The sequence below is a fragment of the Streptomyces sp. SAI-127 genome, assembly GCF_029894425.1.
Classification (GTDB): domain Bacteria; phylum Actinomycetota; class Actinomycetes; order Streptomycetales; family Streptomycetaceae; genus Streptomyces.
Map to the genome: position 1 here is coordinate 8,220,380 of NZ_JARXYJ010000001.1, position 24,976 is coordinate 8,245,355.

At 71.4% G+C, this 24,976-nt stretch carries 19 protein-coding genes and 3 pseudogenes; 15 read left to right on the forward strand and 7 right to left on the reverse strand.

The genetic code is table 11. From position 1 onward, the window contains the following. Positions 1 to 30 precede the first annotated feature (30 nt). The 10 genes and pseudogenes from M2157_RS37800 to M2157_RS37845 all read left to right on the forward strand — a co-directional run bounded on the left by M2157_RS37800 (position 31) and on the right by M2157_RS37845 (position 12,914). Positions 31 to 2,268 carry a molybdopterin oxidoreductase family protein gene (locus tag M2157_RS37800; protein WP_280867443.1) on the forward strand — a complete coding sequence of 746 codons (2,238 nt, stop codon included), beginning with the start codon at positions 31 to 33 and terminating at the stop codon, positions 2,266 to 2,268. A gap of 138 nt (positions 2,269 to 2,406) precedes the next feature. Beyond that, complete coding sequence (locus tag M2157_RS37805; RefSeq protein ID WP_280856594.1) at positions 2,407 to 3,846, forward strand: citrate:proton symporter; 1,440 nt, start codon at positions 2,407 to 2,409, stop codon at positions 3,844 to 3,846. Positions 3,847 to 3,870: 24 nt separating this feature from the next. Beyond that, on the forward strand, positions 3,871 to 5,109 hold the full coding sequence (locus tag M2157_RS37810; RefSeq protein ID WP_280856593.1) for an MFS transporter: 1,239 nt from the start codon (positions 3,871 to 3,873) through the stop codon (positions 5,107 to 5,109). 101 nt (positions 5,110 to 5,210) lie between these two features. After that, on the forward strand, positions 5,211 to 5,870 hold the full coding sequence (locus M2157_RS37815; protein WP_280856592.1) for a hypothetical protein: 660 nt from the start codon (positions 5,211 to 5,213) through the stop codon (positions 5,868 to 5,870). 487 nt (positions 5,871 to 6,357) lie between these two features. Next, positions 6,358 to 6,861 (forward strand): annotated as a pseudogene (locus M2157_RS37820) (class F sortase); the annotation flags it as partial. A 172-nt stretch (positions 6,862 to 7,033) separates the two neighbouring features. Next, on the forward strand, positions 7,034 to 8,371 hold the full coding sequence (locus M2157_RS37825) for an ABC transporter ATP-binding protein (RefSeq protein WP_280856591.1): 1,338 nt from the start codon (positions 7,034 to 7,036) through the stop codon (positions 8,369 to 8,371). A 275-nt stretch (positions 8,372 to 8,646) separates the two neighbouring features. Beyond that, positions 8,647 to 8,877, forward strand: a pseudogene (locus tag M2157_RS37830) (DUF3574 domain-containing protein); the annotation flags it as partial. Positions 8,878 to 8,978: 101 nt separating this feature from the next. Continuing rightward, positions 8,979 to 10,367: an aldehyde dehydrogenase family protein gene (locus M2157_RS37835; protein WP_280867444.1), complete on the forward strand. Its 1,389-nt coding sequence runs from the start codon at positions 8,979 to 8,981 to the stop codon at positions 10,365 to 10,367. An 11-nt stretch (positions 10,368 to 10,378) separates the two neighbouring features. Further along, positions 10,379 to 11,458: a Zn-dependent alcohol dehydrogenase gene (locus M2157_RS37840; RefSeq protein WP_280867445.1), complete on the forward strand. Its 1,080-nt coding sequence runs from the start codon at positions 10,379 to 10,381 to the stop codon at positions 11,456 to 11,458. Positions 11,459 to 11,585: 127 nt separating this feature from the next. Then, positions 11,586 to 12,914 (forward strand): MFS transporter, encoded by a 1,329-nt coding sequence (locus tag M2157_RS37845; protein WP_280856588.1) that lies wholly within the window; start codon positions 11,586 to 11,588, stop codon positions 12,912 to 12,914. On the opposite strand, the gene M2157_RS37850 is transcribed toward M2157_RS37845, so the two are convergent. From M2157_RS37850 to M2157_RS37860, 3 genes are all read right to left on the reverse strand, one after another. Next, positions 12,900 to 13,850, reverse strand: a complete 951-nt coding sequence (locus M2157_RS37850; protein WP_280858962.1) for a DMT family transporter — start codon at positions 13,848 to 13,850, stop codon at positions 12,900 to 12,902. The genes M2157_RS37845 and M2157_RS37850 overlap by 15 nt on opposite strands. A gap of 70 nt (positions 13,851 to 13,920) precedes the next feature. Continuing rightward, positions 13,921 to 14,628: a winged helix-turn-helix domain-containing protein gene (locus M2157_RS37855; protein ID WP_280856587.1), complete on the reverse strand. Its 708-nt coding sequence runs from the start codon at positions 14,626 to 14,628 to the stop codon at positions 13,921 to 13,923. 46 nt (positions 14,629 to 14,674) lie between these two features. Then, on the reverse strand, positions 14,675 to 15,316 hold the full coding sequence (locus M2157_RS37860) for a TetR/AcrR family transcriptional regulator (protein ID WP_266566870.1): 642 nt from the start codon (positions 15,314 to 15,316) through the stop codon (positions 14,675 to 14,677). 76 nt (positions 15,317 to 15,392) lie between these two features. On the opposite strand from M2157_RS37860, the gene M2157_RS37865 reads away from it, so the two are divergent. The 3 genes from M2157_RS37865 (at position 15,393) to M2157_RS37875 (ending at position 17,972) form a co-directional block, all read left to right on the forward strand. Then, entirely contained in the window at positions 15,393 to 16,547 is a 1,155-nt protein-coding gene (locus tag M2157_RS37865) for an acyl-CoA dehydrogenase family protein (protein WP_280867446.1), read from the forward strand. A 59-nt stretch (positions 16,548 to 16,606) separates the two neighbouring features. Continuing rightward, positions 16,607 to 16,894: a YiaA/YiaB family inner membrane protein gene (locus M2157_RS37870; RefSeq protein ID WP_266526480.1), complete on the forward strand. Its 288-nt coding sequence runs from the start codon at positions 16,607 to 16,609 to the stop codon at positions 16,892 to 16,894. Positions 16,895 to 17,345: 451 nt separating this feature from the next. Beyond that, entirely contained in the window at positions 17,346 to 17,972 is a 627-nt protein-coding gene (locus M2157_RS37875) for a TetR/AcrR family transcriptional regulator (protein ID WP_280856585.1), read from the forward strand. Between the two features lie 4 nt (positions 17,973 to 17,976). On the opposite strand, the gene M2157_RS37880 is transcribed toward M2157_RS37875, so the two are convergent. Next, a complete protein-coding gene (locus tag M2157_RS37880) occupies positions 17,977 to 18,438 on the reverse strand; it encodes a MaoC family dehydratase (protein ID WP_280856584.1) in 462 nt (153 codons plus the stop codon). Positions 18,439 to 18,544: 106 nt separating this feature from the next. Here M2157_RS37880 and soxR point away from each other — a divergent pair, with 106 nt between their 5' ends. After that, entirely contained in the window at positions 18,545 to 19,066 is a 522-nt protein-coding gene (soxR, locus tag M2157_RS37885; RefSeq protein ID WP_280856583.1) for a redox-sensitive transcriptional activator SoxR, read from the forward strand. Positions 19,067 to 19,142: 76 nt separating this feature from the next. On the opposite strand, the gene M2157_RS37890 is transcribed toward soxR, so the two are convergent. Both M2157_RS37890 and M2157_RS37895 read right to left on the reverse strand, forming a co-directional pair. Continuing rightward, complete coding sequence (locus M2157_RS37890; protein WP_280856582.1) at positions 19,143 to 19,865, reverse strand: 3-keto-5-aminohexanoate cleavage protein; 723 nt, start codon at positions 19,863 to 19,865, stop codon at positions 19,143 to 19,145. Between the two features lie 91 nt (positions 19,866 to 19,956). Further along, on the reverse strand, positions 19,957 to 20,559 hold the full coding sequence (locus tag M2157_RS37895) for a hypothetical protein (protein ID WP_280856581.1): 603 nt from the start codon (positions 20,557 to 20,559) through the stop codon (positions 19,957 to 19,959). Positions 20,560 to 20,794: 235 nt separating this feature from the next. Here M2157_RS37895 and M2157_RS37900 point away from each other — a divergent pair, with 235 nt between their 5' ends. After that, positions 20,795 to 23,581, forward strand: a complete 2,787-nt coding sequence (locus M2157_RS37900) for a penicillin acylase family protein (protein WP_280867447.1) — start codon at positions 20,795 to 20,797, stop codon at positions 23,579 to 23,581. A 19-nt stretch (positions 23,582 to 23,600) separates the two neighbouring features. On the opposite strand, the pseudogene M2157_RS37905 reads toward M2157_RS37900, so the two are convergent. Beyond that, a pseudogene (locus tag M2157_RS37905) lies at positions 23,601 to 24,915 on the reverse strand (serine-threonine protein kinase). Positions 24,916 to 24,976 lie beyond the last annotated feature (61 nt).

Consider the following 24,976-nt stretch of genomic DNA (forward strand, 5'->3'; position numbering starts at 1 on the left):
TGGACAGGCACCGCTGCCCCGGGAGGACCCGTGTCCCGCACCGCTCTGCGTATCTGCCCCCTGTGCGAGGCCACCTGTGGTCTGACGCTCACCGTCGAGGGGACCCGGGTCACCGGCGCCCGCGGCGACCGTGACGACGTGTTCAGCAAGGGGTTCATCTGCCCGAAGGGGGCGTCCTTCGGGGCCGTCGACGGGGACCCCGACCGGCTGCGCACGCCCCTCGTCCGACGGGACGGCGAGCTGCGCGAGGCCACCTGGGAGGAGGCCTTCGACGCGGTCGCCGCCGGCATCCGGGGCGTCGTCGACCGGCACGGGGCGAACTCCGTCGCGGTCGTCCTCGGCAACCCCAACGTGCACACCATGGCCGGCGCCCTCTACCCGCCGGTGCTGCTCGCCGGGCTCGGCACCCGGGGCGTCTTCACCGCGTCCACGGTCGACCAGATGCCCAAGCACGTCTCCAGCGGGCTGCTGTACGGCGACGCCAACGCCATCCCCGTGCCCGACCTCGACCACACCGACCATCTGCTGCTGATCGGCGCCAACCCACTGGAGTCCAACGGCAGTCTGTGCACCGCCCCCGACTTCCCCGGCAAGCTCAAGGCGCTCAAGGCCCGCGGCGGCACCCTCACCGTCATCGACCCCCGCCGCACCCGCACCGCCAGGCTCGCCGACCGGCACATCGCCATCCGGCCCGGTGCGGATGCGCTGCTTCTCGCCGCCGTGGCGCACGTGCTCTTCGAGGAAGGCCTCGTGGACACGGGGCAGTTGACCTCACACCTCCAAGGGCTCGACGAACTCCGGGAAGCCGTACACGACTTCACTCCCGAAGCCGTCGCCGACGCCTGTGACGTGGACGCCGGGGTGACGCGTGCCCTCGCCCGTGAACTGGCCGAAGCCCCGACGGCCGCCGTATACGGCCGCATCGGCAGCTGCACCGTCCCGCACGGCACCCTGGCCAGCTGGCTCGTCGACGTGCTGAACATCCTCACCGGCAACCTCGACCAGCCCGGCGGCGCGCTCTTCCCGCAGGCGGCCACCGACCGCACGCCCCGGCCCGCGGGCCCCAGCCACGGATTCGCGCTCGGGCGCTGGCACTCCCGGGTGAGCCGGCACCCCGAGGCCAAGGGCGAGTTGCCGCTCTCCGCGCTCGCCGAGGAGATCGACACCGCGACCGCGGAGGGCGAGCCGGTCCGCGCGCTGATCGCCGTCGCCGCCAACCCCGTGCTGTCCGCCCCCGACGGCGACCGGCTCGACAAGGCCCTCGGCTCGCTCGACTTCATGGTCAGCGTGGACCCCTACCTGAACGAGACCTCGCGCCACGCCCACGTCGTGCTGCCGCCGCCCCCGCCCTCCCAGAGCCCGCACCACGACTTCGCGTTCAACACCCTCGCCGTGCGCAACCAGGTCCGCTACACCCGCCCCGCCGTCCCGCTGGAGCCCGGCCGGATGGCGGAGACCGAGATCCTCGCCCGGCTGATCCTCGCCGCGACCGGCATGCACGGCGCCGACCCGTCCGCCGTGGACGACCTGGTCATCGGCCAGACCCTCGGCAAGGCCGTCAAGGACGCCCACTCGCCCGTGCACGGCCGCGAGCCGGGCGAACTCAGCGCCGAACTCGCCGGCGACACCGGCCCCGAGCGGCGGCTCGACATGATGCTGCGCCTCGGCCCCTACGGCGACGGCTTCGGCGTACGACCCGACGGGCTGAGCCTCACCAAGCTGCTCGCGCATCCGCACGGCATCGACCTCGGACCGCTGCGTTCCCGGCTGCCGCAGCCGCTGAAGACCAGGAGCGGCAAGGTCGAACTGCTGCCGCAGCCCATCGCGGACGACCTGCCCAGGCTGCGCGAGGCCCTGCGGCACCAGCCCGACGGGCTCGTCCTCGTCGGCCGCCGGCACCTGCGCTCCAACAACAGCTGGATGCACAACGTCCCCGCCCTCACCGGCGGCACCAACCGCTGCACCCTGCACATCCACCCCGAGGACGCCGAGCGGCTCGGGCTGAAGGACGGTGCCGCGGTGCGGGTCAAGGGCGCCGGGGGAGAGGTGGTCACCGAGGCCGAGGTCACCGACGGCGTGCGCCCCGGCGTGGTCAGCCTGCCGCACGGCTGGGGCCACAACCGGCCCGGCACCCGGCTAAGCCACGCCCTCAAGGACCCCGGCGTCAACGTCAACCAGCTCCTCGACGGCAGCCTGCTCGACCCGCTCTCGGGCAACGCGGTCCTCAACGGCGTACCGATAAAACTGGCCCCTGTAGCGGCCCTGTGAGCAGCGCAAAGCTGTGACCAGCAGTTTTGCGCTTATTGCTCGCATGTCAACGTCTTGTTAACGCTGCTTGACGGGTCCTAACGTCATCGCACTGCCGACTCCGGTGGGAGTTCAAGGGCGAACGTTAGGTATCCACTCATGCTGACCATCCTCGGCTTCGCCATGATCGCGACCTTCCTGGTCCTGATCATGATGAAAAAGATGTCGCCGATCGCGGCGCTCGTACTGATCCCGGCACTGTTCTGCGTCTTCGTCGGGAAGGGCGCCAAGCTCGGTGACTACGTCATCGACGGCGTCACCAGCCTCGCCCCCACCGCGGCGATGCTCATGTTCGCGATCGTCTACTTCGGCGTGATGATCGACGTCGGCCTCTTCGATCCGGTCGTCCGCGGAATCCTGAAATTCGCGAAGGCCGACCCGATGCGGATCGTCGTCGGCACGGCGATCCTCGCCGCGATCGTCTCCCTCGACGGCGACGGCTCGACCACCTTCATGATCACCGTCTCGGCGATGTACCCGCTGTACAAGCGCCTGAAGATGAGTCTGGTCGTGATGACCGGTGTCGCCGCCATGGCCAACGGCGTGATGAACACCCTGCCGTGGGGCGGCCCGACGGCCCGCGCCGCCACCGCGCTGAAGCTCGACGCCAGCGACATCTTCGTCCCGATGATCCCGGCCCTGGCCGTCGGCCTGCTGGGCGTCTTCATCCTCTCGTACGTGCTCGGCAAGCGTGAGCGCAAGCGGCTGGGCGTGCTCACCCTGGACGAGATCCTGGTGGACGAGAAGGCCGGGGAGAAGGTCGAGACGAAGGTCGAGGAGACCGAGACGGTACTCGTGGGTGCCGGCGGCTCGGGCTCCGGCTCCGGCTCGAAGACCCCCGTGGCCACCGGTGGCTCCGGCACCGACGCCGAGGACGAGGCCGGCGACGCGGAGCGCTTCCAGGTCCTCGACCCGAACCGGGCCACCCTGCGGCCCAAGCTCTACTGGTTCAACGCGCTGCTCACGCTCACCCTGCTCACCGCCATGATCATGGAGTGGCTGCCGATCCCGGTGCTGTTCCTGATCGGCGCCGCGCTCGCGCTCACCGTGAACTTCCCGCACATCCCGGACCAGAAGGCCCGCCTGGCCGCCCACGCCGACAACGTCCTCAACGTCTCCGGCATGGTCTTCGCCGCCGCCGTTTTCACCGGCGTCCTCCAGGGCACCGGCATGGTCGACCACATGGCCCGCTGGATGGTGGACGTCATCCCCGACGGCATGGGCCCGCACATGGCCCTCGTCACCGGCATCCTGAGCCTCCCGCTCACCTACTTCATGTCGAACGACGGTTTCTACTTCGGCGTCCTCCCGGTCCTCGCCGAAGCCGGCGCGGCGCACGGTGTGACCCCGCTGGAGATGGCCCGCGCCTCCCTCGTCGGCCAGCCGCTGCACATGTCGAGCCCGCTCGTCCCGGCCGTGTACGTCCTGGTCGGCATGGCCAAGGTGGAGTTCGGCGACCACACCAGGTTCGTGGTCAAGTGGGCGGCGCTCACATGTCTGATCATCCTCGGGGCAGGCATCCTCTTCGGGATCATCTGACCTACTTCACGGAGGACTTGAACCATGACGCCCGGTGGGAACCGCGGCTGGCTGCTCCGCCTCGTCATCGCCTTCAGCTTCGCGCAGGGGGCGGTGTCGATGGCCCGGCCCGCCGTCTCCTACCGGGCTCTCGCGCTGGGCGCGGACGAGCGGGCGGTCGGTGTCATCGCCGGTGTGTACGCGCTGCTCCCGCTGTTCGCGGCGGTCCCGCTGGGCCGCCGTACGGATCACGGGCGTTGTGCGCCGCTGCTGCCCGTCGGCGTGGTCCTGATATCCGGCGGCTGCGCGCTCAGCGGCCTCGCCGACTCGCTCTGGGCGATGGCGGTCTGGAGCGGGGTGATGGGCCTCGGCCACCTCTGCTTCGTCATCGGCGCCCAGTCGCTCGTCGCCCGCCAGTCCGCCCCGCACGAACAGGACCGCAACTTCGGCCACTTCACCATCGGCGCCTCCCTCGGCCAGCTGGTCGGCCCGATCGCGGCGGGCGCGCTGATCGGCGGCTCCGACATGGCGGGCACGAGTGCGCTGGCGCTGCTCGTCGCGGGCGCCGGGGCGGCGGTCGCGTGCACGTCGTTGTGGCGCATCGAGCACCGTGACACGGCGGCCAAGTCCCGTACCGGACAAGGCGACCGGGTTCCCGTCGGGCACATCCTGCGGTCCCGGGGCGTGCCCGGGGGCATCTTCGTGAGCCTGTCCGTGCTGTCCGCCACGGACATCCTCACCGCGTACCTTCCGGTGGTCGGCGAACACCGGGGCATCGCCCCCTCGGTGATCGGCCTGCTGCTCAGCCTGCGCGCGGCCGCCACCATCGCCTGCCGTCTGGTGCTGACTCCTCTGCTACGGCTGCTGGGGCGCGCGTTGCTCCTCACCGTGACGTGTCTGCTGGCGGCCCTGCTGTGCGCGGGCATCGCGCTGCCGGTCCCGGTGTGGGCGCTGGCCGTCCTGCTCGCCGTGCTCGGCTTCTGCCTCGGCGTCGGACAGCCGCTGTCCATGACGACGGTCGTCCAGGCCGCCCCCGACGGCGCCCGCTCCACCGCGCTCGCCCTGCGGCTGACCGGCAACCGCCTCGGTCAGGTCGCCGCACCGGCCACCGCGGGCCTGGTCGCGGGGGTCGCGGGCGTGGCGGCGCCGTTCGTGATGCTCGGGACGTTGCTGCTGCTGTCGGCGGGGGTGGCGCTGCGGTCGCCGGGACGGCCCGAAAAGACCGGACCGGACGCGGGAAAGCGGCCGAAACGCCCGGGATTGCGCCGCACGAGTGATATCTGACGGCGCGCCGGGCGTCGATGCGCCCGACCGCTGCGCGCATAAAGGAGAGTCCTGCCGAAAGAGCGATTTGTATGTAAATCGTCTGAATCGGAGGAGCGCGCATGCCCACCCTGACACTCCCACGTACCTTCCGCGTTCGCGCGGGCGCCACTGTCGTCCTCACCGCCCTCGCCGCGGCCGGCGCGTCCTGGGTGGCGGCGCCGACCGCGTCCGCCGTGGGCGAGAACGGCGACATCAGGATCCACCGCGTGGGCGTGCCTTTCGGCGTCTCGAAGGATGATCCCAAGGTCTGCAAGTTCTACCTGGATGCCGTCAACTTCGACATCCTCACCACCATCGCCTACACCATCACGCCCCAGCCTCCGCTGCCCAGCGCCGCCACCGTCACCGGCGCAATCCAGCTCGCGGGGGGCGCCGGGCACACCGACCCGCTGGGGATGGCGGACGGGCAGTACAAGATCACCTGGATCGTGGCGGGCGTCCCCAAGGAGAAGGTCTTCCGCGTCAACTGCCACGACGGCAGGCACGGCGGGGAGCGCCGGGCGGGTGACCAGATCGAGGACCGGCAGAGCGACGGCGCGGGCTGGGGCAGGAACGACCCCAACGGCCCGAAGGGCGGTGTGCACGCGGGCGGCGGCGGTCTCGTCGACACCGCGGCCGCGTTCGCGCCGGTGACCGCCGCGGGAGCCGTCGGCCTGGTGGCGGTCGGCGGTGTCGCGTACTTCCGGATGAACCGCCGTCGGCCCAATGGCGCCGCGTAGGCGCAGACGCAGGCCCTGGTACCGGACCCGCGCCTACCGCCTCACCAGGACGGCCCTGCTCACGGTCGTCCTGGTGACGGTGGGGGTCCGGTGCACGGGTGACCACAACCCGACCGCGCCGGGCGGGCCCTACGGTCCGGACACCGTGGCGGCCGCCGGGCCGGACGCCGATGTGGCTGCCGGTCCGGACGCCGATGCGACCCGTGGGTCGGACGCCGAGGGCACTCGTGGGCCGGGCGCCGATGCGACCCGTGGGTCGGACGCCGAGGGTACTCGTGGGCCGGGCGCCGATGTGGCCCGTGGGTCGGACGCCGAGGGTACTCGTGGGCCGGGCGCTGAGGTGGCCCGTGGGTCGGACGCCGAGGTGACCCGCGGTCCGGACACCGATGTGGCCCGTGGGCCGGGCGCTGAGGTGACCCGTGGGCCGGGCGTCGAGGTGACTCGTGGGCCGGCCCCCTCCGCCCGTCCCACGTCCACCCGCACGTCCCCGCTCCGCCAGTTGCCCCGGTCCCGGCCGACGTCCTTCCGTATCCCGTCCCTGGGCATCGACGCCCCCATCACGGGCCTCGGGCTCAACAGAGGACGGGAGTTGGCGACACCGCCGGTGGACAAACCGAAACTCGTGGGCTGGTACCAGGGCGGCCCCACGCCCGGCGAGCCCGGCACGGCGATCGCCGTCGGCCACCGCGACACCAGGACCGGCCCCGCCGTCTTCGCCGCGCTCGCCCAGGTGAAGCCCGGCAAAGTGATCGAGGCGGGGCGAGCGGACGGCCGTACCGCCGTCTACACCGTGGACCGGGTGAAGGTCTTCGACAAGGAGGGCTTCCCCGACAAGGAGGTCTACGGCCCGGCCCGGCGCCCGGAGCTCCGCGTGATCACCTGCGGTGGACTCTTCAAGTGGCGGACGGGCTACACCAGCAACGTCGTCGTGTTCGCCCATCTCACCCAGACCCGTGAGCCGCGGCCGACGAAGAGCGCGACGGCCCGCTGAATCCGGCCGTCCGTTTTCTCACTGGCTGGACCGGAGCGCCCGATCCCGCCCAGTCTCTTCCCCCGACCGGGCGCATTCCGTTAACTTCCGTGACTCACAGCCCCGTACGACCCGCCCGGGGCCTCTCGACCGCGGAGCACCAGCGCCTGATTCAGCCCTCGGGGGCACCGTCATGACACGCGCCATCTCCTTGCACGACGTGAGCAAGACCTACACCCGAGGAATCCGGGTGGTGGACCGGCTCTCGCTGGACATCGCGCCCGGCGAGTTCCTCGTCCTGCTCGGCCCCTCCGGCTGCGGAAAATCCACCGTGCTCAGGATGATCGCCGGTCTGGAGGAGATCACCGGGGGCGAGCTCCGACTCGACGGCGAGTACGCCAACGACCTGCTGCCCGCCGAGCGGCGGATGGCGATGGTGTTCCAGAACTTCGCCCTCTACCCCAATATGACCAGCCGGGGGAACATCGGCTTCCCGCTGCGCATCGAGGCCCCCAACGAGGATCCCCGCGCACGCGTGGACGCCACCGCCCGCATGCTGGGCATCGAGGACCTCCTCGACCGCTACCCGGGCCAGCTCTCCGGCGGCGAACGCCAGCGGGTGGCAATGGGCCGGGCCATCTCCCGCCACCCCTCCGCCTTCCTGATGGACGAGCCGCTGTCCAACCTGGACGCCAAGCTCCGCAACCACCTGCGCGCCGAAATAGCCGGCCTCACCCGGGAGTTGGGCGTCACCACGGTCTACGTCACGCACGACCAGGCCGAGGCCATGTCGCTCGGCGACCGGGTCGCCGTGCTGCGCGGCGGAGTTCTCCAGCAGGTCGGCACCCCGCGCTCGGTGTACGCGCTGCCGCGCAACGTCTTCGTCGCCGCCTTCATCGGCACCCCGCGCATCAACCTGCTGCGCGGCCTGGTCCGGGCTCCGCTGGACGGCGCGATGACCATCAGCCTCGGCAAGCAGTACCTGCGGCTGCCGGAACCCCTCTCCCTGGACCACCAGTTGCTCCGCGTCCAGCAGGGCCGCGAGGTGATCGTGGGCCTGCGCTCGGAGGCGATCCGCATCGCCAAGCGGACCTCCGCGCGTCCGGGCGAGATGCCGATCACCGGCCTGGTGGAGCACGTGGAGTTCCAGGGCCACGAGGTCCTCGTCCACTTCAACACCGGCTCCCGCCCGGCCCTCGTCCCGGACCTGGAGGCCCCGCGACCCGCTCCACGGCCGCCCCGGCGCCGCCGCCGCGACGGCACGGTCCTGGAGCGTCTGCGGGACCGCGCGGGCTCCCTGCGGGCGGGCCCGGTGGTGGTCCTGGAGGACCCGCCGGACGCCGGCCCCGAACCCACCCCGTCCGACGCCCGCCTCCCCGGCGACCTGGTGGTCCGCACCACCCCGGACCTCGACCTCCGCCGCGGCATGCAGGTCCCCCTCCTCGTCGACATCTCCCACCTCTTCGTCTTCGACCAGCACGGAGAACGAATCTGCCCGTCCCCGGACCACCTTCCGGACCTGGACGAGTGAGGGGCCGGATGGGGGGGGCTGGTGCGGCTCGACATACGGCCCACAGCCGCTCCGCCTCCGCCCGCCGTCGCGCCGCCGCCCCGCGTCCGTCCGCCGCGGCCTTGACCGTCGCCGCTCTGTCACCCGGCCACCGTGCCCGGGCCCTGGTCGTCGTCTGCCGTGCCGCGTCCGTCCGCCGCGGCCCTGCCTGTCGTCGCTCTGCCGTCCGGCCGCCGTCTCCTGGTCCCGCCTCCGTGCGCCCGGGCTTTGGCTGAGGTGGGTCTGCCCGCCCGTGTGTCACGCCCGGCTTCCCGGACGGTCTGACCGTGCAGGCCGGGCGTGGGCAGTGGCGGGACGTGAGCGGGAGGATCGAGACGGAGCGGTCGTACGAGCTGATCCTGCTGTATCCGGTGGGACAGGCCGCCGCGAGCGACCGGAGGATCGAGGAGATCCGGCGGGCGTACGAGAAGACGTTCGGGCAGGAATCCGTGGGTCGGGTGGACGACCGGGCCCGCGCCGACTTCTGATGTCCGTGGACGGTCCGGTCCCGCTCTGGCGCGAAAAAACTATCGTCGCTAGTTTATGAGCCGGACGACAACACGCACGGCCCAGCCCGGGAGGACGCACCATGAAGGCGCACGACGGCATGTACATCGACGGCGGGTGGCGCCCGGCCACCGGCCCGGACCTGATCGAGGTCGTGAACCCGGCCGACGAGCAGGTCGTCGGCAGGGTCCCGGCCGGTACCGCCGAGGACGTCGACCTCGCCGTACGGGCCGCCCGCGCCGCCCTCCCGGCCTGGGCCGCGACCGCTCCCGTCGCGCGGGCCGCCCGCCTGGCCGCCCTCCGGGACGTCCTGGCCGCCCGCAAGGACGAGATCGCCGAGACCGTCACCGCCGAGCTCGGCTCGCCCCTGAAGTTCTCGCAGAACGTCCACGCCGCCGTCCCCGTCGCGGTCGCCGCCTCCTACGCGGAGCTCGCGGCCACGCACCCCTTCGAGGAGAAGGTCGGCAACTCCACCGTCCACCAGGAGCCGATCGGCGTGGTCGGCGCGATCACGCCCTGGAACTACCCGCTGCACCAGATCGTCGCCAAGGTCGCCCCCGCCCTCGCCGCGGGCTGCACGGTCGTGCTCAAGCCCGCCGAGGACACCCCGCTGGTCGCCCAGCTCTTCGCCGAGGCGGTCCACGAGGCCGGCGTCCCGGCCGGCGTCTTCAACCTGGTCACCGGCCTCGGCCCGGTCGCGGGGCAGGCGCTCGCCGAGCACCCGGACGTGGACCTCATCTCCTTCACCGGCTCCACCGCGGTCGGACGGCAGATCGGCGCGACCGCCGGAGCCGCCCTGAAGAAGGTCGCCCTGGAACTCGGCGGCAAGTCCGCCAATGTCATCCTGCCGAGCGCCGACCTCGCCAAGGCGGTCAACGTCGGCGTCGCCAACGTGATGTCCAACTCCGGCCAGACCTGCAGTGCCTGGACCCGGATGCTGGTGCACACCGAGCAGTACGACGAGGCCGTCGAACTCGCCGCCGCGGCCGCCGCGAAGTACGGCGAGCGCATCGGTCCCGTCGTCAGCGCCAAGCAGCAGGCACGGGTGCGCGGTTACATCGAGAAGGGCGTGGCCGAGGGCGCCCGGCTGGTCGCCGGCGGCGCCGAATCCCCGCGCGAACAGGGCTACTTCGTCAGCCCGACCGTCTTCGCCGACGTCACCCCCGACATGACGATCGCGCAGGAGGAGATCTTCGGCCCGGTCCTGTCCGTCCTGCGCTACGAGGACGAGGAGGACGCCCTGCGCATCGCCAACGGCACGGTCTACGGCCTCGCGGGCGCCGTCTGGGCCGGCGACGAGTCGGAGGCGGTGGCCTTCGCCCGGCGGATGGACACCGGCCAGGTCGACATCAACGGCGGCCGCTTCAACCCCCTTGCCCCCTTCGGCGGTTACAAGCAGTCCGGGGTGGGCCGCGAGCTCGGCTCGCACGGTCTCTCCGAGTACCTCCAGACCAAGTCCCTCCAGTTCTGAGGAGCCTTCCCGTGGTTCGTGCCGCCGTTCTTCCCGCCGTGGGCGCTCCCCTCGAGGTCACCGACATCGACCTGCCGGACCCCGGCCCCGGCCGGGTCCGGGTCCGGCTCGCCGCGGCCGGGGTCTGCCACTCCGACCTGTCCCTGTCCAACGGCACCATGCGCGTCCCCGTCCCGGCCGTCCTCGGCCACGAGGGCGCGGGCACGGTCGTCGCCGTGGGGGAGGGGGTCACCGGGGTGGTGCCCGGCGCCGGGGTCGTCCTCAACTGGGCTCCTTCCTGCGGTAGTTGTCACGCCTGCTCGCTCGGCGAGGTCTGGCTGTGCGCCAACGCGCTCAACGGCGCCGCCGACGTCTACGCCCACACCGCGGACGGCGCCGACCTCCACCCCGGCCTGAACGTCGCCGCGTTCGCCGAGGAGACGGTCGTCTCCGAGTCCTGCCTCCTGCCCCTCCCCGAGGGCATCCCGCTCACCGACGCGGCTCTGCTGGGCTGCGCGGTCCTCACCGGCTACGGAGCCGTCCACCACGCGGCCCGGGTCCGGGAGGGCGAGACGGTCGCGGTGTACGGAGTCGGAGGAGTGGGCCTGGCCGCGCTCCAGGCGGCCCGGATCGCGGGCGCCTCGCGGATCGTCGCCGTCGATGTCTCCCCGGAGAAGGAGGAGTTGGCACGCGCGGCCGGGGCCACCGACTACGTGATCGCCTCCGACAACACCGCCCGGGAGATCAGGGGTCTCACCGGCAAGCAGGGCGTCGACGTCGCCGTGGAGTGCGTGGGCCGCGCGACGACCATCCGCACGGCCTGGGACTCCACCCGCCGCGGCGGCCGTACGACGGTCGTCGGCATCGGCGGAAAGGACCAGCAGGTCAGCTTCAACGCCCTGGAGATCTTCCACTGGGGCCGCACCCTCGCGGGCTGTGTCTACGGCAACTCGAACCCGGCCGAGGACCTCCCCGTGCTCGCCGAGCACGTACGGGCGGGCCGCCTGGACCTCGGCGCCCTGGTGACGGAACGGATCGCGCTGGACGGGATTCCGGCGGCGTTCGACAACATGCTGGCGGGCAAGGGCGGCCGGGCGCTGGTGGTGTTCTGACCGAGGGTTGCCCGGACCCCACCTCGGGTGCTCCGGGCAACCTTCCCGCACAACCGTTGACCCCATACCGTCCGGTCAGTATGTTCAGCCGCCAACGTCCCCACGCACCCACCGGAGTGTGCACAGCATGGACACGGCCCCTTCCGCTCACCCCACTTCCGTAGCAGCGCCGGCGACTCCCCACCGCCGTCGCGTCGCGACCGCGGCCGCCCTGGCCTCCGCCGTCGAGTGGTACGACTACTTCGTCTTCGGCATAGCCGCCGCCCTCGTTCTCGGCGATCTGTACTTCCCGGCGGGCAGCTCCACCGCCGGCGTCCTCGCCGCCTTCGCCACCTTCGCCGTCGGCTTCCTCGCCCGCCCGATCGGCGGCATCGTCGCCGGCCAGCTCGGCGACAAGCGCGGCCGCAAGCCGATGCTGGTCCTCGCGCTCACCCTCATGGGCGTCGCCACCACCGGCATCGGCCTGCTGCCGACGTACGACACGATCGGCGTCGCCGCCCCGATCCTGCTCGTCCTCCTCCGCGTCGTACAGGGCGTCGCGGTCGGCGCGCAGTGGGGCGGCGCGATGCTGCTGGCCACCGAGTACGCCCCCGAGGGCAAGCGCGGGCTCTACGGCAGCGTCGTCCAGCTCGGCGTCCCCATCGGCGTGGTGACCGCCAACACGGTGTTCCTGCTGGCCGGGGCGTTCACCACGGACGCCGGGTTCGCGGCCTGGGGCTGGCGCGTCCCGTTCCTCATCGGCCTGTTCGTCCTCGCACTCGCCTGGTACATCCACGCCAAGGTCGAGGAGACCCCCGAATTCCGGCAGGCGGAACGGGAGTTGGCCGCGAAGGAGAAGAGCGGGCAGAACTCCCCGCTGCGCACGATCCTGCGCCACCACCTCGGCACGGTGCTGCTCGCGGGCGGCTCCTTCGCCGTGAACACCGCGACCTTCTACATCATGATCACGGGCGTCCTCGACTACACCACCCGCGAACTCGGCATGCAGCGCAGTGCCGTTCTCACCGTCTCGCTCTGCATCAGTCTCACCCAGCTGGTGCTGATCCCGGCCGCCGCGGCGCTCTCCGACCGCCTCGGCCGGATCCGGATCTACGGCCTCGGCGCGGTCGGCATCGCCCTGTGGGCGATACCGATGTTCCTGCTCATCGACACCGGGTCGCTGCTGTGGCTGGCGGTCTCCACATTCGTCGCCGGATGCTTCCTCAGCATCATGTACGGCCCTCAAGCCGCCCTGTTCGCCGAGCTGTTCACGCCGGAGATGCGGTACACCGGCGCCTCCCTCGGCTACCAGATCGCCGCGGTGCTCGGCGGTGGGCTCGCGCCCTTCCTGATGGTGCTGCTGCTGGAGACCACGGGCACGTCGATGGCGGTGTCCGGGTACATCATCGGTCTCTCGGTGATCGCGCTGCTCTGCATCAAGGTGCTTGCGAGCAGGGCGCGTTCACGCGGGGTCTGAGGCGCTCTCGGGCTGCGGCTGCGGCTGCGGCTCCGGTGCGGTCACCGGGGCCGCGGCCGTCCGCCGCGCTCGGGAGCGGGACACCGCCACGCCTGCGAGGCACAGTGTCCCGCCCGCGAGCGTGAGCAGACCCGGGACCTCGCCGAGGGCCAGCCAGGACATCAGGACGACCAGGGCGGGAACCGCGTAGGTGGTCGCGCCCATGCGGCTGGCGGTCGTACGGGCGAGCGCGTAGGCCCAGGTGGTGAAGGCCAGGGCGGTCGGGAAGACGCCCAGGTAGACCATGTTGAGGGTCGCCGAGGCCGGGGCGTCGGCCGCCTCCGACACCAGTTGGCCGGCGAACGGGAGGCAGACGACGGCGCCGGTGAAGCAGCCGAACGTCGTCACCTGCAGCGGGGTGGCGGAGCCCAGTGCCGGCTTCTGCGCGACGACTCCGCCGGCGTAGGCGATCGCCGCGAGCAGGCACAGGATCACACCGAGTACCGAGGCGCCGCCGTCGTCCGACATCGACAGGCCCACGGTGACCGCGCCGGCGAAGGAGACCGCCATTCCTGCCAGCAGGCGGGGCGGCATCGCGTCTCCGAGCAGCCGGGCGCCGAGCAGGGCGATCAGGATCGGGCCGATGTTCACGACCAGGGCCGCGGTGCCCGCGTCCACCTGCTGCTCGCCCCAGTTCAGGACGACCATGTAGAAGCCGAACCACAGGACGCCGGAGACGGCGATGCCGCGCCAGGCGGAGCGTGGGGGGAGACCCTCCCGGCGTATCAGGCAGATCACGCCCAGAGCGAGCGCGCCGGAGAGGAGTCGGCCCAGGGCCAGGGCGCCGGGGGAGTAGGCGGCGCCCGCGCTGCGAATCGAGACGAAGGCGGAGGCCCACAGGATGACGGTGACGGTGGCTGCGCCGGCTGCGAGGAGTTCGGTGCGGCGGTGGTTCATCATGCTCCTGAGGTTAGGTAGGGGAGGGTGCGGGGGCTCGCGGATTTCGGACGGGTTGTCCCTGGTGGCCTCAGCGCAGCGTCTCCGCGTCGATTCCCAGGAGATCGGTCAGCGCCCGTTCTCCTGTCGTTGTCACCTTCACCGCTCGCTCCGAGCCGATGCGTACGCACCAGCCCTCGGCCAGGGCGTGCCGGCACAGGGCCGCGCCCGCCACCCCTGCCAGGTGCGGGCGTCGTTCGGTCCAGTCCAGGCAGGCTCGGGCCAGGGGGCGCCGGCCTTTTCGGTCGAGAGGGATGCCCGTGGCCCCGAACCACGCCAGCCCCGCGTCCGTGAGGGCGAAACCCGTGTCCTGGCGCAGGAGTTGACGGGACGTCAGCGCATCCGTCACCGCGATGCCCAGTCGCCCCGCCAAGTGGTCGTAGCACGTGCGTCCCCGGGCCATCGCCGAGCCCGCGCTCGACTCCCGCAGGTTCCGCGGGCGTGGGACCGCGTCCGGGGAGACCTGTGCCGCCAGGTCCTCCACCAGGTGGGCCACCCTCGCGTCGGCCAGCCGCACATACCGGTGGCGCCCCTGCCGCTCCTCCGTCAGCAGCCCGCCCGCGACCAGCTTGCCCAGGTGTTCACTCAGGGTGGAGGCTGCCACACCCGCGTGGCGGGCCAGCTCGCCCGCGGTCCAGGCCCGGCCGTCGAGCAGGGCCAGGAGACAGGCCGCCCGGGTCTCGTCGGCGATCAGTGCGGCGAGCCTCGCCAACTGAGGTGCCTGCGGGTCCTTGGTCATGGGTCCAGCATCGTGGACGGATACTTCGGCGCCCACCGAAATATGCCTACGCGGTCGGTCCGACCTGCTCGTACTGCTGGGCAAGGCCGTCCAGCAGTGCCCTGAGCCCCGTCTCGAACGCCCGCTCGTCGATCTTCTCCTGCTGTTCGGCGAGAAGGTGCGCCTGGCCGAGATGGGGATAGTCCGCGGGGTCGTAGGCGCTCTTGTCGTCGACGAATCCGCCCGCGAAGGAGCCGAGCGCCGAGCCCATGATGAAGTACCGCATCAGCGCGCCGATGGACGTGGCCTGCGCCGGCGGCCAGCCCGCGTCGACCATCGCGCCGTAGACCGCGTCGGCGAGCCGGAGGCCCGCGGGGCGGCGGCCGGGGCCCCGGGCCAGGACCGGGACGATGTTGGGGTGGTCGCGCAGGGCGGTGCGGTAGGAGACGGCCCAGTCGTGCAGCGCGGTCCGCCACGCGCGGCCGTCCTCGAACATCGACAGGTCGACCTGCGCGCTCACCGAGTCGGCGACCGCCTCCAGGATCTCGTCCTTGGTGCGGAAGTGGTTGTAGAGCGACGGGCCGCTGACGCCGAGTTCCGCCGCCAGCCGGCGCGTGGACAGTGCCGCGAGGCCTTCCGCGTCCACGAGCGCGCGGGCCGTCTCGACGATCCGGTCGGTGCTGAGGAGGGGCTTGCGCGGTCGGGCCATGGCGCACATAGTAGGGCTGCGGACCAGAAACTAGCAGTGCTAATTTAAAGGCGCGGTTCTCAAGTGAGGTGATCTCGTGGTCGACCTGGGGTTGAGTGCGGAGCAGGCTGCCGTCCGGCGGCTGGCGCGGGAGTTCGTGGACCGTGAGATCGCCCCCCACGTCATCGCCTGGGATCGCGCCGAGGAGGTCGACCGGGCCATCGTCAAGAAGCTCGGCGGGGTCGGGTTCCTGGGGCTGACGATCGACGAGGAGTACGGCGGCTCGGGCGGCGACCATCTCGCGTACTGCCTGGTCACCGAGGAGCTCGGGCGCGGTGATTCGTCCGTGCGGGGCATCGTCTCCGTCTCGCTGGGGCTGGTGGCCAAGACGATCGCCGCACGGGGGAGCGAGGAGCAGAAGCGGCGGTGGCTGCCGGGCCTCACCTCCGGCGAGTACGTCGGTTGCTTCGGCCTCACCGAGCCCGGTACCGGGTCCGACGCGGGAAACCTCACCACGCGCGCGGTGCGGGACGGTGACGACTACGTCATCGACGGCACCAAGATGTTCATCACGAACGGGACGTGGGCCGACGTGGTGCTGCTGTTCGCCCGGTCGACCGAGGCTCCGGGGCACAAGGGTGTCTCCGCCTTCCTCGTGCCCACCGACACGCCGGGTCTGACCCGCCGCACCATCCACGGCAAGCTCGGCCTGCGGGGACAGGCCACCGCCGAACTGGTGCTTGAGGGCGTGCGGGTGCCCGCCTCCGCGATGGTCGGTGAGGAGGGCAAGGGCTTCTCCGTCGCCATGTCCGCGCTGGCCAAGGGGCGGATGTCGGTGGCGGCGGGCTGTGTGGGGATCGCCCAGGCCGCGCTGGACGCGGCGGTCCGGTACGCCGGTGAACGCGAGCAGTTCGGCAAGCCGATCGCCGGGCACCAGCTCGTCCAGGAGCTGATCAGTGACATCGCCGTCGACGTGGACGCGGCCCGGCTGCTGACCTGGCGGGTGGCCGACCTGATAGACCGCGGGCTGCCCTTCGTCGTCGAGTCCTCCAAGGCCAAGCTCTTCGCCTCGGAAGCCGCCGTGCGGGCCGCGAACAACGCCCTCCAGGTCTTCGGGGGTTACGGCTACATCGACGAGTACCCGGCGGGCAAACTGCTGCGCGACGCCCGCGTGATGACCCTCTACGAGGGCACCAGCCAGATCCAGAAGCTGGTCATCGGGCGGGCGCTGACGGGCGTCTCGGCGTTCTGAGTACCGTCTGAGTACCTGAGCGGATGTGGCCGGGGTCACGGACGGCCGAGACTCTGGCCATGAGTGACACACCGGTCAAGCAGCAGAACACGGCCGCCTTCTACGGCCAGGCCGTCGCCTCCTTCGCCGTGGCCATGGCCGCCACGGCCGTCGGAATCTTCCGCCTGAACGCCGACTCCTGGGTGCGCGGCTTCCTCGCGATCGCCGTCCTGTACCTCGTCACCTCGGCCTTCACCCTGGCCAAGGTGATCCGCGACCGCCAGGAGGCCGGCCAGATCGTCAGCCGCGTCGACCAGGCCCGCCTGGAAAAACTACTCGCCGAACACGACCCCTTCGAGAAGCTGTGACGGGGGCGGGCCGGGAGGGGGTTTGACCTGGGGGTCGGCTTCGAGTGGCCGAGGGTGGGGGCGGTCCGGGGCCCACGCTTAGCTGCTCCGGCTTGCGGCTTGCGCCGCGCGGTCCGGCTCGCGCCCTGCGTCCGCTGTTCCGGCCCCCGCCTTGTGCCCCGCTGTTCGGCCCGCCCAGCACCCCCCTGTCCCGGCTCCGCGCACCAACCCGTGCTGCTCCAGCCCGCCCGACACCCCTCTGTCCCGGCCCCGCACACCAACCCCTGCTGCTACGGCTCATGTCCTGCGCCCCCGCTCGTGCCCGCCCCGCACCCCCGCTGCTCCGGCCCCCCGCCCCGCTGCTCAAGCACGCCCGTATCCCTCCGCTCCAGCCCGCGCAGCGCGGGGTGGCTAAGCGCTCGCTCAGGTTCGGCGGTATGGTGGGGGTTCTGACAGTGGAGAGGGGCGTGCGATGACTACGGCGGAGGAGACGGCCGGCGGCGAGACGTCGGCGTGGGGCGAGGTCACGCCCGACGCGGCGCGGCGGCTGCTCATTGCCGCGGTGGAGGCGTTCGCCGAGCGCGGCTACCACGCCACCACGACCCGGGACATCGCGGGCCGGGCCGGCATGAGCCCCGCCGCGCTCTACATCCACTACAAGACCAAGGAAGAGCTGCTCCACCGCATCAGCAGGATCGGCCACGCGAAGGCACTGGAGATCCTCCAGGTCGCCGCCCGCCGCGAAGCCAGCGCCACCGAGCGGCTCACGGACGCCGTGAGCTCCTTCGTCCGCTGGCACGCCGGCGGCCGCACCACCGCCCGGGTCGTCCAGTACGAACTGGACTCGCTCGGCCCTGACGCCCGCGCCGAGATCCTCGCGCTGCGCCGGCAGTGTGACGCCGAGATCCGCGGGATCATCGAGGACGGCGTGGCCTCCGGCGAGTTCGACGTGCTCGACGTGCGGGGCACCACCCTCGCCGTCATGTCGCTCTGCATCGACGTGGCCCGCTGGTTCAACGTCGACGGCCCCTGGACGCCCGACGAGGTCGGCGCGCTCGACGCCGACCTCGTCCTGCGGATGGTGGGCGCGACCAAGTAGCCGCCTACAGGTAGTACCGGGACACCGACTCCGCGACGCACACCGGCTTGTCGCCGCCCTCGCGCTCCACGCTGAACGCGACGGTGACCTGGACACCGCCCGCCACGTCGTCGACGCCGGTGATCTGCGCCGTGGCGCGCAGGCGGGAGCCCACGGGTACCGGTGCGGGGAAACGCACCTTGTTCGTCCCGTAGTTGACGCCCATCCTCACGCCCTCGACCTTGATCAGCTGCGGTCCGAACAGCGGCAGCAGGGAGAGGGTGAGATAGCCGTGCGCGATCGTGGTGCCGAAGGGACCCGCGGCGGCCTTCTCCGGGTCGACATGGATCCACTGGTGGTCGCCGGTGGCCCCCGCGAACAGATCGATGCGCTTCTGGTCGACCTCCAGCCAGTCGGTGTACCCCAACTGCTCGCCCACCGCCCCCCTCAGGTCGTCCGCGCCCGTGAAGATCCTCGGCTCTGCCATGTCCCGGCCTCCTCGCCACAAATGTCTAAGCGACTGCTTAGCATGGTCGCCCGAGGACCCCCTGTCAACGGACCGCGAGGGTCACGGCATGGGTAGGGTTCGAGGGGTGCCCCAGATTCCCGAGAAGATCCATGAACTCACGGTCGGCCAGCTCGCCGCCCGCAGCGGTGCCGCCGTCTCCGCCCTGCACTTCTACGAGTCCAAGGGCCTGATCCACAGCCGCCGCACCACGGGCAACCAGCGCCGCTACTCCCGTGACGCGCTGCGCCGTGTCGCGTTCGTCCGGGCCGCCCAACGCGTCGGCATCCCGCTGGCCACGATCCGCGACGCCCTCTCCGAACTCCCCGAGGAACGCACCCCCACACGCGAGGACTGGGCCCGCCTCTCCGAGGCCTGGCGCTCCGAACTCGACGAACGCATCAAGCAGTTGAACCGCCTCCGCGACCACCTCACGGACTGTATCGGCTGCGGCTGTCTCTCCCTCGACACCTGTGTGCTGTCCAACCCGGACGATGTGTTCGGCGACCGGCTGACGGGGTCACGGCTGTTGGTGGAGCAGGGCGGTGGCCGACGGAACAACGGGCGCCGGGAGCCGGAGCCGCAGGAGACGACGGACAAGCGCTGCTGAGCCGTCGTACGGGCAGTGGGCCACCCGCCCGGCACACGGCACCGGCATCCCGGCATGCCGAACTCCTCGGCCTGCCCTACGACGAGCGCTGGGCCCACTCGTACTGGACCAGTCCCTCGGCCACCAACTGAGCGTTGGACAGGGCTGGTCGGCCGTCCGGCAGGACCAGTGTGTCCTCCAGGCCCACTCGGGTCGCGAGGCCCAGCCGGCCTGCCAACCGCAGCACCGGCCAGGCGCCGGCGCCCTCGCCGTGCAGCAGCACGGGGCGGCCGTGCGACGGCCCGAGCTCGGCCAGGAGCGTGCGCGCGGACGCCTCCGCCGCCTGCGTGTCCGTCACCTCCGCGAGGACCCGCAGCACCTTCGGCCCGAGCGGCGACACCGTGAACCTCGCCGCCGCCTCCGTCGCCGACCAGATACCGGCCTCCACGCCGACCCCCAGGTCGATCAGCGCGGCGACGATCTCCTCGGCACCCGGCTCGTGCCAGTTCACCGAGGCGTGGTCGGGCAGCACCGTCCAGTCCCGGACCCGGGCGAGCCGGGCCGCGGGGTCCGGTTCCGCCCAGGCGCCGGTGGTCACTCCGACCGGGACCGACACCCGTGCACGGATCGCCTCAAGTGTCGCCGCGACCACCCGCGGCGACAGACTGTCCCGCCCGCAAGGCGTCTTGGGGTGGACATGGATGTCCGTGGCGCCCGCAGCGACGGCCTCGGCCGCCGCCTGCGCCATGGACTCGGGGGTGAGCGGCACCGCCGTTCCGTCGGCGGCCCCGCGCGGGCCGTTGAGACACACCTGCACCATTCCTCGATGGTGCCAGGCGGCACCGACGGTTCAAGCCCGTCAGAACAGGGGGTGCGGCATCCCCGGCGCACCCCCGGTGCGCTCACACGCTCTAGGCCGACATCAGCAACCGTCCGCGCCTGGCGTCCGCCAGGGCGTCGGGTGTGAGCACGGGCCGCGGCACCAGGATCCCGCAGTCCGTGCAGACCGGTCCGGTCGAGGGCTCGTGGTCCAGTTCGTACTTCCAGACGAGCCGCTCTCCGTCGCACACCGGGCACACCGCGCCCGGTTCGCGCTCCAGCGCGGAGATCAGCCTGCGCAGCACCTCGGCCAGCGAGTCATCGGGATGCACCCGGGGATCGTCGCACCATGCGACTCCGAAACCGCCCCAGGTCAGCCGGTGCCAGTCGTCCACACTGCCCGGCCTGCGCAACCCGTCGTGCTTCTCCTTCTTGCGCCGCTCGGCGAACTCGACCTCGTAGGCCAGCCAGACCGAACGCGCCTCCTCCAACTCCTCCAGTGCGGCCACGAGCCGCACTGGGTCGGGGGAGCGGTCCTCGGGACCGAATCCCGCCCGGGAGCACAAGTGGTCCCAGGTCGCCCTGTGCCCGTAAGGAGCGAACCGCTCAAGGCACTTGCGCAGCGAGTAGCGCCGAAGCGCCAGATCGCACCGCGGGTCTCGCACCTGTCTCGCCAGACTCCGGAAACCGGCCATCGCCCTGCACCTCCGTCACACCTGCACCTGTACTTCGGTCACTTCGGCGTCGTCGCCGTGCGGACTTCGCACGACGTTGCCGAATAGACGTATCGACAAGCGATTTGGCTCCATCCGATTTCCGATGCCCCCCATAAGCTCGAGAACCCCTGCCAAAACTTGACACATGTTCATCTTCAATCTCGGGGATACCGGCGGTAACGTCCGGCCACACCCCCCGTCGGTTGGAGCTGCCATGCCACGGCGCACCTCACGCACCGCACTCGACAGACTGAGAACTCCCGGCAGACTCACCGGGTTCCTGAAGACCGCATCCATATGCGTCCTGATTGCCGGTCTTTTGTCCCCGCTCGCCCAGACGGCGTCGGCCGCCGAGGCCGCGGCGGCGAACGACTACTGCGGCGGCCAGTGTTCCGACATCCTGCCGCCCGGCGAGAACGGCAACGCGACCCTCGCGCAGGTCCTCCTCAACCAGGCCTTCGGTACCCAGCCCGACCACGCCGAGGACCAGCTCGGTCCCTACGCCAACCTGGCCAAGGGCTACCCGACGCTCACCAACTCCACGATCAACACGTTCTTCAACGACGCCTCGTTCGGGGTCCCCTCCGACCAAGTCGCCTCCACTCTCAGTCCCGCGGGCCGCACCGACGTGAAGATCGTCCGTGACAAGAAGACGGGTGTGCCGCACATCACCGGTACCACCAGATACGGCACCGAGTTCGGCGCCGGCTATGCGGCGGCCCAGGACCGGCTGTGGCTCATGGACGTCTTCCGGCACGTCGGCCGCGGCCGGCTCACCGCCTTCGCCGGCGGTGACCCCTCCAACCAGGGCCTGGAACAACAGTTCTGGCGCAACGCCCCCTACAGCGAGGCCGACCTCCAGGCGCAGATCGACAACGCCGTCGCGAACAACGGAGCCCGCGGCCAGCAGGCCCTCGCCGACGCCAACGCCTACCTCGCCGGCATCAACTCCTACATCGACGCCTCCGACAGCGGCCGTTACTTCCCCGGCGAGTACGTCCTGACCGGCCACAAGGACTCCGTCACCAACGCCGGCACCATCGACCACTTCAAGATCACCGACCTGGTCGCGCTGGCCTCCGTCATCGGCGCCCTGTTCGGTTCCGGGGGCGGCGGCGAGGTCAACAACGCGATCTCGCTGCTGGCCGCCCAGGAGCACTACGGCGTGACGAAGGGCACCGAGGTCTGGGAGTCCTTCCGCGAGCGCAACGACCCCGAGGCCGTCCTCACCGTCCACAACGGCGAGAGCTTCCCGTACGCCGCCAAGCCCGCGAACGCGCAGGGCGAGGCGCTGCCCGACGCCGGTTCGGTGACCACCCAACCACTGGTCTACGACGCCACGGGCACCGGAGGCGACCAGAGCGCGAGCGCGGCCTCCGCCACGGCGACCGCGAACGCGCTCACCTCGGCCAAGCGCGGCATGTCCAACGCCCTTGTCGTCAGCGGCAAGTACACGGCCAGCGGCCACCCGGTCGCCGTCTTCGGACCGCAGACCGGCTACTTCGCGCCCCAGCTCCTCATGCTCCAGGAGATCCAGGGCCCCGGCATCAGCGCCCGCGGCGCCTCCTTCGCGGGCCTGAGCATGTACGTCGAACTCGGCCGCGGCCAGGACTACTCGTGGTCCGCCACGACCTCCGGCCAGGACATCATCGACACCTACGCCGTCGAGCTGTGCCAGGACGACTACCACTACCTCTACCACGGCACCTGCACCGCCATGGAGAAGATCGAGCAGAAGAACTCCTGGGCCCCGACCACGGCCGACGGCACCGCCGCGGGCTCGTACACCATGAGGGTCTGGCGCACGAAGTACGGTCCTGTCGAGTACCGGGCGACCGTCGGCGGCAAGAAGGTCGCCTACACCACCCTGCGCTCCTCCTACCTCCACGAGGCCGACTCGATCATCGGCTTCCAGATGCTGAACGACCCGGACTACGTCAAGAGCCCGCAGACCTTCCAGAGCGCGGTGCAGCACATCAACTACACCTTCAACTGGTTCTACGCCGACTCCACGCACACCGCGTACTACAACAGCGGGAACAACCCGGTGCGCGCGTCCGGCGTCGACGCCGAGTTCCCGGTGTGGGCGCAGGCGGCGTACGAGTGGAGGAACTGGAACCCGACGACGAACACCGCCGACTACACGCCTGCCTCCGCGCACCCCAACTCGCTCGACCAGGACTACTACATCTCCTGGAACAACAAGCAGGCGCTCGACTACGCGACGGCCTCCTGGGGCGACGGGTCCGTGCATCGCGGCAATCTGCTGGAAGACCGCGTGAAGAAGCTGGTCGCCGCGGGCGGGGTCACCCGGGCCTCGCTGGTGAAGGCCATGGCGGACGCGTCCCTCGCCGACCTGCGCGCGGAGGACGTCCTCCCGGATCTGCTCAAGGTGATCAACAGCTCGACGGTCACCGACTCCACGGCCGCGGCCGCGGTGAGCAAGCTCCAGGCGTGGCTGACGGCCGGCGGCAAGCGCACCGAGACGTCGGCGGGTTCGAAGAAGTACTCCGACGCCGACGCGATCCGCATCCTGGACGCATGGTGGCCGCTGCTGGCACAGGGCATCTTCGAACCGGGCCTCGGCACCGGCCTGTACACCGCCTTCCAGGCCAACCTGCCCGTCGACGAATCCCCTTCGGCCGCGCACGGACCCACCGGCGCACACGCGGGCAGCTCCTTCCAGTACGGCTGGTGGAGCTACGTCGACAAGGACGTCCGCGCGGTGCTCGGTGAGAGCGTGCGGGGTCCGCTGGCCGACAAGTACTGCGGCGGCGGCAGCCTCGGCGCCTGCCGGGACATCCTGATCAGCACCCTGAAGACCGCGGCCGGCAAGACCGCGGCCCAGGTCTACCCCGGCGACGACCTGTGCTCGGCGGGCGACCAGTGGTGCGCCGACTCGATCGTGCAGCGCACCCTGGGAGGCATCAAGCACTACAACATCAGCTGGCAGAACCGTCCGACCTTCCAGCAGGTGGTGGAGTTCACTTCGCACCGTTAGGCCGACGGCCGGCGGCGGGTCAGCGGATACGGCCCGCCGCCAGCACCAGTTGGGCCAGTTCGCGGTGGCAGATGTCGCTGTGCGCGCCCGAGGGCGGACCGCCGCGCCTCACGACGGCCGCCGCGTCGACGTTCACGCAGCCCTTCGCGGGGAGCTTCCTGAGGGCGTCGGCCAGCTTGACGGACGGTGTGTCCGGCACCGCCTGCACGCCGTCGTGGCCCATCGCCCCCCACTTGGCGCCCAGGGTCCGGCCGAGGTCGAAGGCCGCCACGCCCTGGGCGTCACCCGCCATGCGCGAGGCCAGCGGATACAGGGTGCCGAGCGCCGAGTCATGGCCGGAGAAACAGCACACGAGCGGTCCGTCGACGCGGTTCTGCTGTCCCTGGAGCACACCTCCCGCGCGCGTGTCGTGCGGCAGCCGGGTCGCGAACGCGTAGTGCGAGAAGGCCCCTTGGAGCAGCGTGACGGACTTGACCGTCCGCACCCCCTCCGGGAGCCCGCGCAGTGCGAACGACACCAGCCGGCCCCCGAAGCTGTGCCCCACCAGGTGCACCCGCACCCCGGGCGCCGCCTTCGCGAGCTGCCCGATCACCCGGCCGAGCCCGCGCTCGCCCACCGTGCCCGCGCGCCGCTTCATCGCGTAGTACGTGCCCTGCCGCAGCAGTTCGTGCGCCCCGTCCCACGGGTTGGGAATCGTGAACCCCTCTACTCCGTCCGGGGATTCGAGATGGGCGAGGGCTCGCGCGAACTCCTCGCACACCGTCGCCGCGGACCCGGCGAAGATCACCGGCTCGTCCTGCGGCACCCCCTCGGCCAGCGTGTCCGCCGCGAACAACGCCTGCGGCCCAGGGGGCACGACGTCCACCAGCATCCGCACCAGCCGCCCGAACTCCTCCAGCTCGGCCTCCTCAGGAGGTTGCTGATCGAGGAGCCGGGACAACTGGTCGATGACGGTGGCCCGGCCCGGGAAGGTCTCGAGCAGTGCGTGCCGGGTGTCCTTGTCGAGCACCGGACGCGGCGGCATCTCGCGCGGCCACGGACCGCGGGAAGTCCGGGATCGGCTCGTCGGAGAACCGCATCGACGGCCATACGACCCCCACGTACCCGAGCCTCGCCGCCGGCGCGAGCTGCGGGAACGGGGCGAAGAAGCGGCTGTAGAGCCGGGTCGCCCCCGAGCGGTCGCTGTTCCAGCCGTGCGAGAAGACGACCACGTCCTTGACGCCCCGGTCCACCACCTCCGCGAGCAGCCGGTCCCGCCGGCCGGTGTCCGGGTCGCCGTCCGCGTCGAACGTCAGCTCCCAGTACGGCGTCACACTCATCGCCGGATCCGCCATCGCCGACCCCCTCGTCCCCCGTAGTGGTGCGCATCGTCCTACTACCGGGCGAAGTTGGCCA

Bases quoted from the DNA above. Each gene is read 5' to 3' on its own strand.
- M2157_RS37805 (WP_280856594.1), top strand. From the start codon at position 2,407: ATGCTGACCATCCTCGGCTTCGCCATGATCGCGACCTTCCTGGTCCTG.
- M2157_RS37810 (WP_280856593.1), top strand. From the start codon at position 3,871: ATGACGCCCGGTGGGAACCGCGGCTGGCTGCTCCGCCTCGTCATCGCC.
- M2157_RS37815 (WP_280856592.1), top strand. From the start codon at position 5,211: ATGCCCACCCTGACACTCCCACGTACCTTCCGCGTTCGCGCGGGCGCC.
- M2157_RS37825 (WP_280856591.1), top strand. From the start codon at position 7,034: ATGACACGCGCCATCTCCTTGCACGACGTGAGCAAGACCTACACCCGA.
- M2157_RS37835 (WP_280867444.1), top strand. From the start codon at position 8,979: ATGAAGGCGCACGACGGCATGTACATCGACGGCGGGTGGCGCCCGGCC.
- M2157_RS37845 (WP_280856588.1), top strand. From the start codon at position 11,586: ATGGACACGGCCCCTTCCGCTCACCCCACTTCCGTAGCAGCGCCGGCG.
- M2157_RS37850 (WP_280858962.1), bottom strand. From the start codon at position 13,850: ATGAACCACCGCCGCACCGAACTCCTCGCAGCCGGCGCAGCCACCGTC.
- M2157_RS37855 (WP_280856587.1), bottom strand. From the start codon at position 14,628: ATGACCAAGGACCCGCAGGCACCTCAGTTGGCGAGGCTCGCCGCACTG.
- M2157_RS37860 (WP_266566870.1), bottom strand. From the start codon at position 15,316: ATGGCCCGACCGCGCAAGCCCCTCCTCAGCACCGACCGGATCGTCGAG.
- M2157_RS37870 (WP_266526480.1), top strand. From the start codon at position 16,607: ATGAGTGACACACCGGTCAAGCAGCAGAACACGGCCGCCTTCTACGGC.
- M2157_RS37875 (WP_280856585.1), top strand. From the start codon at position 17,346: ATGACTACGGCGGAGGAGACGGCCGGCGGCGAGACGTCGGCGTGGGGC.
- M2157_RS37880 (WP_280856584.1), bottom strand. From the start codon at position 18,438: ATGGCAGAGCCGAGGATCTTCACGGGCGCGGACGACCTGAGGGGGGCG.
- M2157_RS37890 (WP_280856582.1), bottom strand. From the start codon at position 19,865: ATGGTGCAGGTGTGTCTCAACGGCCCGCGCGGGGCCGCCGACGGAACG.
- M2157_RS37895 (WP_280856581.1), bottom strand. From the start codon at position 20,559: ATGGCCGGTTTCCGGAGTCTGGCGAGACAGGTGCGAGACCCGCGGTGC.
- M2157_RS37900 (WP_280867447.1), top strand. From the start codon at position 20,795: ATGCCACGGCGCACCTCACGCACCGCACTCGACAGACTGAGAACTCCC.